The 11,717-nt window shown below is 69.8% G+C and carries 10 protein-coding genes; 7 read left to right on the top strand and 3 right to left on the bottom strand.

The features are described from left to right. Positions 1–118: 118 nt before the first annotated feature. The 6 genes from ACWCOV_RS18335 to ACWCOV_RS18310 all read left to right on the top strand — a co-directional run bounded on the left by ACWCOV_RS18335 (position 119) and on the right by ACWCOV_RS18310 (position 6,718). On the top strand, positions 119–1,150 hold the full coding sequence (locus ACWCOV_RS18335) for a hydroxyacid dehydrogenase (protein WP_449830454.1): 1,032 nt from the start codon (positions 119–121) through the stop codon (positions 1,148–1,150). Further along, positions 1,147–2,481, top strand: a complete 1,335-nt coding sequence (locus ACWCOV_RS18330) for a DUF2264 domain-containing protein (RefSeq protein ID WP_449830453.1) — start codon at positions 1,147–1,149, stop codon at positions 2,479–2,481. The genes ACWCOV_RS18335 and ACWCOV_RS18330 overlap by 4 nt, the downstream gene beginning before the upstream one ends. Then, positions 2,478–3,083 (top strand): hypothetical protein, encoded by a 606-nt coding sequence (locus ACWCOV_RS18325; protein WP_449830452.1) that lies wholly within the window; start codon positions 2,478–2,480, stop codon positions 3,081–3,083. Before ACWCOV_RS18330 ends, ACWCOV_RS18325 begins: the two co-directional genes overlap by 4 nt. Then, positions 3,043–4,140, top strand: a complete 1,098-nt coding sequence (locus ACWCOV_RS18320) for a LacI family DNA-binding transcriptional regulator (protein WP_449830451.1) — start codon at positions 3,043–3,045, stop codon at positions 4,138–4,140. The genes ACWCOV_RS18325 and ACWCOV_RS18320 overlap by 41 nt, the downstream gene beginning before the upstream one ends. 190 nt (positions 4,141–4,330) lie before the next feature. Next, a complete protein-coding gene (locus tag ACWCOV_RS18315) occupies positions 4,331–5,650 on the top strand; it encodes an ABC transporter substrate-binding protein (RefSeq protein WP_449830450.1) in 1,320 nt (439 codons plus the stop codon). A 60-nt stretch (positions 5,651–5,710) separates the two neighbouring features. Next, on the top strand, positions 5,711–6,718 hold the full coding sequence (locus ACWCOV_RS18310) for a LacI family DNA-binding transcriptional regulator (protein WP_449830449.1): 1,008 nt from the start codon (positions 5,711–5,713) through the stop codon (positions 6,716–6,718). A 3-nt stretch (positions 6,719–6,721) separates the two neighbouring features. Here the strand turns inward: ACWCOV_RS18310 and ACWCOV_RS18305 are convergent, their stop codons facing one another. Further along, positions 6,722–7,558: a hypothetical protein gene (locus tag ACWCOV_RS18305; protein ID WP_449830448.1), complete on the bottom strand. Its 837-nt coding sequence runs from the start codon at positions 7,556–7,558 to the stop codon at positions 6,722–6,724. A 3-nt stretch (positions 7,559–7,561) separates the two neighbouring features. Next, positions 7,562–8,176 carry a hypothetical protein gene (locus ACWCOV_RS18300; RefSeq protein ID WP_449830447.1) on the bottom strand — a complete coding sequence of 205 codons (615 nt, stop codon included), beginning with the start codon at positions 8,174–8,176 and terminating at the stop codon, positions 7,562–7,564. A 139-nt stretch (positions 8,177–8,315) separates the two neighbouring features. Between ACWCOV_RS18300 and ACWCOV_RS18295 the strand changes: the two genes are divergently transcribed. Then, on the top strand, positions 8,316–10,895 hold the full coding sequence (locus ACWCOV_RS18295; RefSeq protein WP_449830446.1) for a DUF3376 domain-containing protein: 2,580 nt from the start codon (positions 8,316–8,318) through the stop codon (positions 10,893–10,895). Here ACWCOV_RS18295 and ACWCOV_RS18290 read toward each other — a convergent pair. Then, positions 10,870–11,694: a DUF3097 domain-containing protein gene (locus ACWCOV_RS18290; protein WP_449830445.1), complete on the bottom strand. Its 825-nt coding sequence runs from the start codon at positions 11,692–11,694 to the stop codon at positions 10,870–10,872. The two genes, ACWCOV_RS18295 and ACWCOV_RS18290, sit on opposite strands and share 26 nt — an antisense overlap. Positions 11,695–11,717 lie beyond the last annotated feature (23 nt).

The raw sequence follows: 11,717 nt of genomic DNA, 5'->3' as shown, positions 1-11,717 counted from the left end.
GATGAGGACACAACCTAGGGACGGTTTTCGCCTGGTGTCAAGGCTTTCGGTCGATCAACCTTGACCGGTCTGCGACGGCGCGTCTACGGTTTGCGTAACCGTTTACTAGGAGTGATTCGTGCCGAACCATCACGCCGCCGCCCGGATACCCACCCTCGTGGCGATGCCGGAAGCGACCTGGGCGCAAGTCGTCACCCCGCCGGTGTGGGACCGCCTCGAGCGAGTCGCGGAGCCGCTCGGCCTGCGCGACGGCGTTCCGGTACTGCGCGAGTCGTTCGAGACCGTGCATGCCGAGCTGGCCGAGGCCGAGGTCCTGCTGACCGGCTGGGGCTGCCCGCCCATCACCGCGGACCTCCTGGACGCCGCCCCGAAGCTGCGTGCGATCGTGCACGCGGCCGGCACGATCAAGACCTTCGTCGACCCGGTCGTGTTCGAGCGCGGCATCGCCGTGAGCTCGGCGGCAGCGGCCAACGCGATCCCGGTCGCGGAGTTCGCGCTGGCCGCGATCGTGCTGGCGGGCAAACGCGCGTTCCGCCTCCGCGACTGGTACCGGACCGTCCACGGCAGCCGCCCGTTGCCGGGCGTACCGATCAGCGGCAACCTCGGTACGACGATCGGCGTGCTGGGCGCATCGCGGACCGGCCGGCTCGTCCTCGAGCGGTTGCGTGGCCTGGACGTCGACGTACTGGTGAACGACCCTTACCTGAGTGAGGCCGAGGCAGCTGCGTTCGGGGCGAAGTGGTGTGACCTGAAGACGTTGTTCAGCGCCAGCGACATCGTGAGTCTGCATGCGCCGCTGCTTCCGGAGACCCGGGGGATGGTCTCCGCCGAGTTGCTGGCCGCGATGCCGGATGGCGCCGTGCTGATCAACACGGCTCGGGGCGCGTTGGTCGACCACGACGCGCTCGCGCGGGAGTGTGCATCGGGGCGGATCGATGCGGTGCTCGATGTCTCGGATCCCGAACCGTTGCCGGCGAGCTCGCAACTCCTCCAGCTCCCCAACGTCTTCGTGACCCCGCACATTGCAGGTGCCATGGGCAACGAAGTGGTCAGGCTGGGGGAGGCCGCGGTGGCGGAGATCGAGCGGCTGGCCGCCGGTCTCGACCTGGCCCACGGCATCGAGTGGGCGGACCTCGGACGGATCGCATGACAACCGGCGCCCAAAGGCGGCGGCCGTCGCCGGAGGGGCTGCGGTCGTCGGACGGCCTGCCGTCGTCGGCCGGGCTGCGGTTGCCGGGGGCGGATCGGCTGTTGTCGTCGCGGACGGGGTATACCCGGGAGACTTGGCTGGCGGTCGCCGATCACCTGCTGGATTCGCTCAACCCCTGGTTCTCGCCCAGCGGTGCGCAAATCCGGTTGCCGGGCCGGGGGAGTTGGTCGGGAGCGGACTGCGACGGCTTAGAAGGCTACGCGCGAAGCTTCCTGCTCGCGTCGTTCCGGATCGCCGCCACCCAAGGCGACGATCGACTGGTCGAGCGCTATGCCCCGGGTCTCGTCGCCGGGGCGGCCGGCGAGTGGCCGCGGCTGACGCCGTGCTCGCAGCAGATGGTGGAGGCCGCCGCGATCGCGGTCGGCTTGCACGAGTCGCGCGGCTGGCTGTGGGACCGGCTGGACGGACCGGACCAGCAGAAGGTGGTCGACTGGCTCTCCGGGTTCGTCGGCTCCAGGACCTGGGACAACAACTGGCGGCTGTTCCAGGTTGTCGGAGAGCAGTTCCTCGCGTCGGTCGGAGCGCCGTACTCGCAGGACGACATCGACAGCGGCCTCGACCGGATCGAGGACTGGTACGTCGGCGACGGCTGGTACACCGACGGCGACGGCCAGAACTTCGACCACTACATCGGCTGGGCAATGCACCTCTACCCAGGTCTCTGGGCCCGGATGGCCGGTACGGCGGCCGACGAGCGGCTGACTGTCTATCGCGACCGGCTCCGGCGGTTCCTGGAGGACGCGGTCCACCTCGTCGGCGCCGATGGCGCGCCGGTCCACCAGGGCAGGTCGTTGTGCTACCGGTTCGCCGCGGCGGCGCCGTACTGGATGGGGATGCTGCTGGACGCCTCGCCGCTGACGCCAGGGCAGACGCGGCGGTTGTGCTCGGGCATGCTGCGGCACTTCGTGGATCACGGAGTGCCGGACGAGCGTGGGCTGCTGTCGCTCGGGTGGCATCACCACTTCCTGCCGATGACGCAGCCCTACTCCGGACCGGGGTCGCCGTACTGGGCGTCGAAGGCTTCCTGGGACTGTTGCTGCCGGCCGAGCATCCGGTGTGGACCGACCGCGAGGCAGCACTGCCGATCGACGAGGACGACCAGGTCCGGGCAATGCCGGCGCCGGGTTTCCTGGTGCAGGGCACACGAGACGACGGGATCGTGCGGCTGCTCAACCACGGCAGTGACCACGCCGCGCCTGGCGAACGCGAGCCGCCTGCCGACCACCACTACGACCGGCTCGCGTACTCGAGTCGCACCGGGCCGGAGTTGACGCCCGACCGGATCGACAACCATGTGGCCCTCGTCGGCCCAGAAGGGACCAGCCAGCGGGGCAGGATTCGGCGGATCGCGATGGACGGCCGCCGCGCAGCCTCCTGGTGGAAGGCAGGCGCCGGGCGGATCGAGGTTGCGTCGGTCGTTCTCGGCCGGGTGGAAGTGCGCTGCGTCCTGGTCGACGGTCCTGGGGGAGTGACGATTCGCCACGGCGGCTATGCGATCGCTGACCAGCACCAGCCGCGGACGACCACCACCGGCAACTGGGCCCAGGCGGTCCGCACCGATCGCCTCACCTCGGTCGTGGTCGGACTCCATGGGTACGACGAAGCCGGCGTACGGCGGGGCCTGGACACGAACGCGTTCGGTCCGCACTCGGCGACGCCGTACCTGGTCCGCCGGTCGCATCCCGGCGGTCCCTTGCTGCTGGTGTCGGCGGTGGTACTGTCCGGCGACACGGTGTGGCCCGAGGCGCTGGCCGAGGCGATCGAGGTCGAGGTGGACGGGCTGCGCTGCGTCATCCGGATGGCGGGAGGACACGAGGAGGAGGTGGTGATGGATGGCGGCGGACCCCCCTCGGCCGCGGGCGAAACGGCGTGACCCCGACGCGGCCCGGACCATCCGCGACGTGGCCGAACGCGCCGGCGTGTCCACGGCCACCGTCTCCAGGGTTGTCAACGGCAACTATCCGGTCGCGGCCGCGACCCGGGCCGCGGTCGAACGCGCGATGCGTGAGCTCGGCTATGTGGTGAACGCGCACGCCCGCGCCCTGGCCGGATCCACCACCCGCGTGGTCGGCATCGTGGTGAACGAGATCGTCGACCCGTTCTTCGCCTACATCGCCCGCGGCGTCCAGTCCGAGGCCGTCGCCTCCGGCCGGCTCTGCCTGGTCTGCTCGACACAGGGCGACCAGTCGGCGGAGCTACGGTTCGTCGACCTGCTGCTGGAGCAGCGGGCGGACGCGGTGATCCTGGTCGGCGGCGCGGTCGAGGACAAGGAGTACTTCACCGCGGTCAGTCAGCGGGCCCGGCAACTCAAGGCGGCCGGCTCGAGCCTGGTGCTCTGTGGCCGACCCGGGTTGTCCTCGGACCCGTCGGCGTACGCGGTCGAGTACGACAACGCCGGTGGAGCCGCGGCGATCACCGATCACCTGCTGAACGCGGGGCACACCCGGATCCTGTACCTCGGCGGTCCGACTGCGCTGTCGACGACGACCGCCCGGCTGCGTGGGTTCGAGCAGGCGCTTCAAGCACGCAAGGTCCCGTTCGACCCGGCCTTGGTCCGCACCGGCGCCTTCGGCCGACAATGGTCGTACGAGCAGACGCTGCGGGCGCTCGACGACGGCCTCGACTTCACCGCGGTCTTCGCGGCCAACGACATCGTCGCGGCCGGCGTCTACGCCGCCCTCCGCGACCGCGGCCTCTCGGTCCCACAAGACGTCTCCGTGGTCGGGTACGACGACGTCCCGGTGGCGACCGAGTTGCAGCCGGCCCTGACGACGGTCCGGGTCCCGCTCGAGGAGCTCGGCCGGGCCGCGGTCCGGGCCGGGCTGTCCGGGCAGGACAAGAACGCCGACCCGTTCGCCCACCAGCAGCCCGTGGTGACCCTGGGCACGGTCGTCGTGGTCCGCGACTCCGTCGGGCCACCCAGAGCCTGACGCTACTCTCTGTGAGTGACCGGCATGGTTCGTTCCGTGACCAGGCGGACTGGTATGTACTGACCTGAACACGCCAGTATCTCAGCGTGACGACGGGGTGCTTGACATAACAGGTTGGGACACTCGAAACTCAGCACACTTTCGCGATCCGAGAGCGCTCTCAACTCCGTCCAGTTCCAGGGAGCTTTCCATGCGGCCCAGTGCCGGCTGCCGCCCCGTCGCGGCACTCCTCGCCTGTGGCGTCGTCCTGCTCGCCGCCGCCTGCGGTGGAACCGGCCAGAACGATGCCAGTGGCAACGAAACGAACGGTCCGCGGATCGAGCTGACCATCGCCACCTTCAACGAGTTCGGGTACGACGACCTGTACCGCGAGTACGAGGCCATGCACCCGAACATCAAGATCGTCCAGCGCAAGGCCCCCACGGTCGACGCGCACGTCAAGAACCTGGACACCAACCTGGCCGCCGGGTCCGGGCTGGCCGACATCGAGGCGATGGAGATCAGCTGGATCTACAACTACCTGGCCAAGGCGGACAAGTTCGTCGACCTGCGCGAGTACGGCGCCGACGAGCTGAAGGACCGCTGGCTGGACTGGAAGGTGTCCGGCGCCACCACGCCCGACGGCAAGATCATCGGCTACGGCACCGACATCGGGCCGGAGGCGATCTGCTACCGCAAGGACCTGTTCGCCAAGGCCGGGCTGCCGACCGACCGGGCCCAGGTGGCCAAGCTGTTCCCGGACTGGTCGTCGTACTTCGCGACCGGGCGGAAGTTCAAGCAGCGGGTGCCGGGCTCGGCCTGGTACGACTCCGCCGTGCTCACCTGGGAGGCGATGCGCAACCAGCTGATCCAGGCGTACTACTCGAACCAGGACCGCTACCTCGGCGCGGAGAACGAGCTGCTGAAGCGGACCTGGGACCAGATCGTCCAGGGCAGCGCGGACGGCCTGTCGGCCAAGTTGCCGGCCTGGAGCGACGCCTGGAACAAGGCGTTCCGCACAGACGCGTTCGCGACCATGGCCTGCCCGGGGTGGATGCTCGGCGTGATCCAGGACAACGCCGGCACCTACGGCAAGGGCAAGTGGGACGTCGCGGATGTGTTCCCCGGCGGTGGCGGCAACTGGGGCGGCTCGTACCTCACCGTGCCGAAGCAGTCGCCGCAGCCCGAGGAGGCAGCCCGGCTGGCCGCCTGGCTCACCGCGCCGGAGCAGCAGGTGAAGGTGTTCAAGAAGGTCGGCTCGTTCCCGTCCACGCTCGACGCGTACGACGACCCGCAGGTGAAGAGCCAGGTCAACGCGTACTTCAACAACGCGCCGGTCGGCGAGATCTTCGTCAACCGGGCGAAGAACGTGTTCCTGAAGCAGCACAAGGGCCCGCGCGAGGGCGAGATCAACCAGGTCTTCAGCGCCGCGCTGGCCCGGGTCGACGAGGGCGAACAGGCCCCGCAGGCCGCCTGGAAACAGGCGCTCGACCTGGCCGACAAAGCCGCCAACACGAGAACGAAAGGCTGAGCGAATACAGCGGGAAAGTAATACGGTGTGAAGATCAGTCAGTCGTCCAGAGGAGGACCGATGAAGGACTCTGGTTCTCCGACATTGGAGCAGGTCGCGGCGCTCGCGGGAGTCTCGCGTGCCACGGTGTCGCGGGTGGTGAACGGGTCGCCCAAGGTGCTGCCGGACACGGTGGCCGCGGTCGAGCGGGCGATCGGGCAGCTCGGCTACGTGCCCAACCGCGCCGCGCGGGCCCTGGTCACGCGCCGGACCGACTCGGTGGCGATCGTCGTGCCGGAGCCGGACAGCCGGGTCTTCTCCGACCCGTTCTTCGCCGGCATCCTGCGCGGCGTGAGCCTGACGCTCGCGCCGACCTCGTCCCAGCTCGTGCTGCTGATCGAGCCGGCCGAGGGCGACGACCAGCGCCTGTTGCGGTACCTGCGCGGTGGTCACGTCGACGGAGCGATCATCGTCAGCCACCACGGCCGCGACAACGTGCTGCAGGAGTTGGCGCAGTTGCCGCTGCCGATCGTGTTCAGCGCCCGGCCGCTGGGCGTCGACGTACCGGTCGCGAGTGTGGACGTGGACAACGTCGCCGGCGCGCGGACCGCGGTGGAGTACCTGTTGTCGATCGGGCGCCGCAAGATCGGGACGATCGCCGGCCCGCTGGACATGACCGCCGGACTGGACCGGTTGACCGGGTACCAGGAGGTGGTGAGGGAGGCCGGGCTGACCGAGGCCGTTGCCTTCGGCGACTTCACCGCGGACGGCGGTGAGCAGGCCGCGCTCCGGCTGCTCGACGAGTTCCCCGACCTGGACGGGCTGTTCGTCGCCAACGACCTGATGGCGACGACGGCGCTGCGGGTGCTGTCGCAGCGCGGCCGGCGGGTGCCGGACGACGTCGCGGTGGTCGGGTTCGACGACTCGGTGATGGCGACCACCACGACCCCGAAGCTGACCACGGTCCGCCAGCCGGTGGAGAAGCTCGGCGCCCGGCTGGCCGAGATCCTGCTCGCCAAGATCGGCGGCGCGAACCTGACCAGCCCGGAGATCTACGGCACCGAGCTGATCATCCGCGACTCGGCCTGAGCCCTACGGCGGATCGTTCTGGAACTGGAACTGCACCCGGACCGAGTTGTCCAGCGGTACGACGACCGTCGTGTTGGACGCGGTCCAGTTCTGCGGCACCAGGAAGAGCCGGTCGTCGCCGACCACGAGCAGGCGTAGCCCGCGGTAGCGGTAGTTGAAGGTCTGGCCCAGGCCCGGACGCAACGCGGTCTCCTCGAGCCCGGGGGATCGCAGGGCGAGCTTCTCCTTGGTGTCGAGGATCACGACCGGGAACTTGTCCAGGTTCTCCGCGTCCGCCTTGGCCAGCCCGCGGCCGGAGTACTGCGCCGTCGTCGCCGTCGCCCAGAACGCGCACGTGACGGTGACGACCACGAGCAGCACGATCAGCGCCGTCTGGCCGCTCTGCGGCGGGCTCAGCCGGCGCCGGAGGTAGGTGAGGTACGCCAGGGTGGCCGCCGCCAGGCCGATCACGCCCGGCACGACCAGGGCGTAGTACGGAAGCTGCCCGATCAACGGGAAGGCGAGGAGGCCGGCGACACCGATCAGCAGCAGTACGACGGTCGCCCGCGAGGCGCGCCGTACGCCGGTCTCGGTCGGGTGGATCGCGTTGTGCACGAGCAGCCCCGCGACCGCGAGCAGCGTCATGACCAGCAGCGGGACGAGCAGCGGCTGCGGGCTGCGCATCACGTACTCCTGCGTGCTCAGGCCGATCGTGTCGACGTCGATCCCGAAGTACTCGTACTGCGATCGCGCGGAGACGTAGCCGAAGTAGAACAGCAGCGCGGTGATCAACGTGACCGGCGTGACGAACTTCGCCGCGAACGACACCCAGCGCTCGACCTGGGACTCCTGCTCCGCCATCCGTCAGCCACCCGACGGCGTCTCGGTGGGCGGGTCGGTGGTCGGCTCGGTCGTCGGCTCGGTCGTGGGGGTCTCGAGGACGTCGGGCTCGAAGACGACCTTGTCCTGGTCGTCTTCGACCAGGCTGTCGCAGTCGTCCTGGGTCTGGCAGGTCGCCTCGATCGGGATGATCAGGCGGACCTCGCCGGTGCCGTTGGCAACCTGCCGGGCGCCGACGTAGCAGGTGCTGAGATTGCCGGTCTGCCACTCGAGGTTCGCGCAGGCCCGCTGGTCGCCGCACGCGGACTGGTCGAGCTCGAAGACTCCCGAGGGTTCGAGACTCGGGGAGCCGAGCTTGAGGCTCGTCCCGTCGGGCAGTGGGTTCCGGCCGAGCCAGTTGACCTGCGCGCAGTGCTTGACGCCGTCCTCCTCCGGGCTGCCGCCGCCGATCGGAGCTGTGGCGATCGAGATCGCCGGTTGCCGGCGCGTCGGTTGCGTCGTCTCCGGCGTGGTCGGCTCGAACGAAGGCTCACCGGTGGTCTCCGGCGCGGGTGACGGCGTACCTCCGCCGTTGGGCGTGTCCGCACAGCCGCCGATCACCAGGACGACGACTGCGACCGCCAGAGCAACTCTGCGCATGACGACCACCCCCAGCAACAGAATGACGCCGCATGGTGCCTCCGACAACTGTTGATGGCACCCATTTGTTCACTCTCCGCTGCGACGACTGTCCATGCTCGTCACCATTTGGTATCCCTGTCACAAACGAGGGGGTTGGATGACCGATCATGAGATCCGGATCGCGCTGGTGCTGAACGGCGGGGTCAGCCTGGCGGTGTGGATGGGTGGGGTGACGCACGAGCTGGACCTGATCCGGCGTGCGTCCGGCCCGGAGGGTTCACCGGCGCCGCAGCAGTACGACGAGGTGCTTGCGGAGCGGTGGCGGGAGCTGTGCCACCGGGGCGAGGAACGGCGGCGGGTCGTGGTCGACGTGATCGCCGGGACGAGCGCCGGCGGGCTGAACGGGTCGTTGCTGGCGACAGCGATCTCGAACGGGTCGACGCTCGACCCCGATGGCGAGCACGGGCCCTGGCTGCGGCAGAAGTGGGTCGGGCTGGGGTCGCTCGAGGTCGGGAAGCTGGTCCCGTCGGTCGACAAGCCGAGCTCGGTGCTGGACGGCGACTACTTCCTGGACGAGCTCGACGAGCTGATCAAGGGCGTCGCGGAGGCCGGCGACTCGACCGCCGAGGGAGCGGTCACGCTGTTCGTCACCGCCTCCGGTCTCGGCGTTCAGCAGTTCGAGGCGACCGACGCGGCCGGGCAGTGCTTCGTCGTCCCGGACCACCGGTACCTCTTCCGGTTCACCAGTGAGAAGGCCGCGACGTACGACGGCCGGACCCGGACGTTCTCGGTCGCGGACAAGAACGAGCTGGCCAACACGAAGCTACTCGCGCTCGCCGCCCGGGCCTCCGCGTCGTTCCCGGCCGCGTTCGGGCCGGTCCAGGAGACGCCCAAGCTGGCCGGCTCACCGCCGCGGCTCCAGCCCAAGACCGCCGAGTCCGGCGCCTGGCTGGTCGACGGCGGCGTTCTCGACAACGCGCCGTTCGGGCCGGTCCTCGACGTCGTCGCCCGCCGCCCGGTCGCCGGCCGCGCGAGCCGCTACGTGCTGTACGTCGTACCGTCCGCAGGCGTCGGCCATGCGGCGACCGAGCTGGTCGGCACCGACGCGCCGAGCTGGCGGAAGGCGGCGTTGTCCGCCGTGCAGTTCCCGCGCGAGGTGGACTTCCGGTCCGACGTCGAGCAGCTCGAGCGGCTGCTGCTGGAGGCGGACGCGTCCTGGTCGGACACCCAGCGGCTGTTCGACCGTTGCATGGAGCAACCAGCCGAGCGGGACCGGCTGCGGGAGGCGGCGAAGGCCCTGCAGCCGACGTACTCGCGAGGCCGGGCGGCCGGTGAGGTGTGGGAGGCGGTGACCATCGCCAGTCAGGACCAGACCACTGTGCTGGACGCCGCGACCTCCCTGTCGGAGCAGGACATCGACGAGATCCTGGCGACCGAGCACCCCTGGGTCCCGGATCCGGACGGTTCGACCAAGCCGCTGCGCACCGATGCGGAGGGCAAACCGAGCTGGCTGTGGGGGACCGGTGCGGCGGAGCGCGTCGTACGGCTGGTGCTACGCTCGTTGCGGACGAAGCTGGACAGCGCCGGCGTGCCGCAGCGCGAAGAGCTGGAGCACCGGCTGCAGGCGACGAGCGACTGCCTGCTGAAGACGCAGGCGGTGCGGGACGCGTTGTCCGGACAGTTGGCGAACGCCGAGCTGGAGCTGAAGCTGCCCGGTGGCGCCGAGACGGTCGCGGTCGCGCTGAGCGACATGTTCGAGGACCTGCAGGTGCAGCGGGCGCTCGGGGAGGCGTTCGCGGACCTGATCGTGGCCGTCGGCTGGGATCTGGTCGAGACCGCGCTCGAGGTGGAGATCGTGTCGCGGTGTACGTCGGCCAGGACGCCGCAGCAGCGCAGTGCGCCGTTCCAGTTCGTCCGGCTCGGACCGGACATCCCGCTGACCCTGCTGGACGACCTGCAGGAAGGGTCGGTGGCGAACCTGCTTAAGGACCGGATCCTGTACGGCACCCAGGTCGGGCACTTCGGCGCCTTCGGCGCGGCGGACTGGCGGCGGTGGGACTGGCTGATGGGCCGGCTGCACTGCGTCGCGCACCTCGGCGCCCTGCTCGGCGCCGATCCGGACTGGATCCGCGAGACCCAGCAGCAGGTGCTGCTGGCCGAGGACTGGAAGGTCGAGAAGGTCGCCGAGCGGGTGCAGCGGCTGGCCGACGACTTCCGCGACGCGTCCGTGCTGTCCGCGCTCACCACCATGCGCGACGAGCTGAACCAGTCCGCCGAGGGGCGGGCGACGACGAAGGGCCTGGCCGACCGGATGGTCCAGGTCTCCGTGGCGCTCGGCGATCAGCCGAGCAACTGGGTCAAAGCCATGGCCGACCGCAAGCACCAGCCGAAGTCGTGGCTGCTGCGGGCCGCACGGTGGTTCACCGAGCCGGCCCGGACCACGCTGTGGGAGCGGCTGATCCGGAACCCCAAGCTGACGCCGGCCAAGCAGCCGCTGCTCTTCCAACGGTGGTTGCCGCTGGCAGCCATCGGGCTGAGCATCGCGCTACTGGTCGTCGCGGGCGTCGTGGACGTAGCCGCCGTACGCATCATCGCGGCACTGCTCGCCGGGCTCGTCCTGGCCGCGGGTCTGACGCTCGGCGTGGTGACCTGGTACGTCGGACGGGTCCGCGACCGGATCCAGGGGTGGATCGCCCAGAAGATCCCGAAGATCAGTCCAGAGTCACGAAGTCGATGAGCTCTTCGACCCGGCCGAGCAGGGCCGGGTCGAGATCGGCGTAGCTGGTCACCTTGGACAGGATGTGCTTCCAGGCCGCGGCCACGTCGGCCTGGTCGGTCGCGGGCCAGCCGAACGCCTGCAGCACACCCTTCTTCCAGTCCTGCCCGTGCGGGATCTTCGGCCAGGCCTTGATCCCCACCGAGGACGGCTTGACCGCCTCCCAGATGTCGATGAACGGGTGCCCGACGACCAGGACGTGCTTGTTCGTCACCTGGGCGGCGATCTTGGACTCCTTGGAGCCCTCGACCAGGTGGTCGACCAGGACGCCGAGCCTGCGGCCGGGACCGGGCTGGAACCGGTTGACGATCCCGGGCAGGTCGTCGACCCCTTCGAGGTACTCGACCACGACGCCCTCGATACGCAGGTCGTCACCCCAGACCTTCTCGACCAGCTCGGCGTCGTGCCGGCCCTCGACGTAGATCCGGCTCGCTCGCGCCACTTTCGCCCGGACGTTGTCGACCGCCACCGAGCCGGACGCCGTCCGCGTCTTCTTGGCCGGTCCGGCCTTCTTCGGCGCCTTCAGGCTGACCGGCTTGCCGTCCAGCCAGAACCCGGGCCCGAGCGGGTAGGTCCTGATCTTGCCGAACCGGTCCTCGAGGTCGACCACGCCGTGCTCCCAGCGCACGACCGCCCCGACGAACCCCGAGCTCGGCTCCTCGACGACCATCCCCTTCTCGAGCTCCACCTCGACGGTCCGCCCGTTCTTGGGCTTGCGCCAGTCCCCAGCCAGTACGTCGTTCCCATACCGATCAGCCACCGGACAACCGTATGTCGTGGCCG

It is taken from the genome of Kribbella sp. NPDC002412 (genome assembly GCF_053592935.1).
The sequence above is the reverse complement of the archived record's forward strand: the minus strand, read 5'-3'. Positions and strand labels throughout refer to the sequence as shown.

What these genes read in the sequence shown, in the direction of transcription:
- ACWCOV_RS18330 (WP_449830453.1), top strand. Translation starts at nt 1,147, where the DNA reads ATGACAACCGGCGCCCAAAGGCGGCGGCCGTCGCCGGAGGGGCTGCGG.
- ACWCOV_RS18320 (WP_449830451.1), top strand. Translation starts at nt 3,043, where the DNA reads ATGGCGGCGGACCCCCCTCGGCCGCGGGCGAAACGGCGTGACCCCGAC.
- ACWCOV_RS18315 (WP_449830450.1), top strand. Translation starts at nt 4,331, where the DNA reads ATGCGGCCCAGTGCCGGCTGCCGCCCCGTCGCGGCACTCCTCGCCTGT.
- ACWCOV_RS18310 (WP_449830449.1), top strand. Translation starts at nt 5,711, where the DNA reads ATGAAGGACTCTGGTTCTCCGACATTGGAGCAGGTCGCGGCGCTCGCG.
- ACWCOV_RS18305 (WP_449830448.1), bottom strand. Translation starts at nt 7,558, where the DNA reads ATGGCGGAGCAGGAGTCCCAGGTCGAGCGCTGGGTGTCGTTCGCGGCG.
- ACWCOV_RS18300 (WP_449830447.1), bottom strand. Translation starts at nt 8,176, where the DNA reads ATGCGCAGAGTTGCTCTGGCGGTCGCAGTCGTCGTCCTGGTGATCGGC.
- ACWCOV_RS18295 (WP_449830446.1), top strand. Translation starts at nt 8,316, where the DNA reads ATGACCGATCATGAGATCCGGATCGCGCTGGTGCTGAACGGCGGGGTC.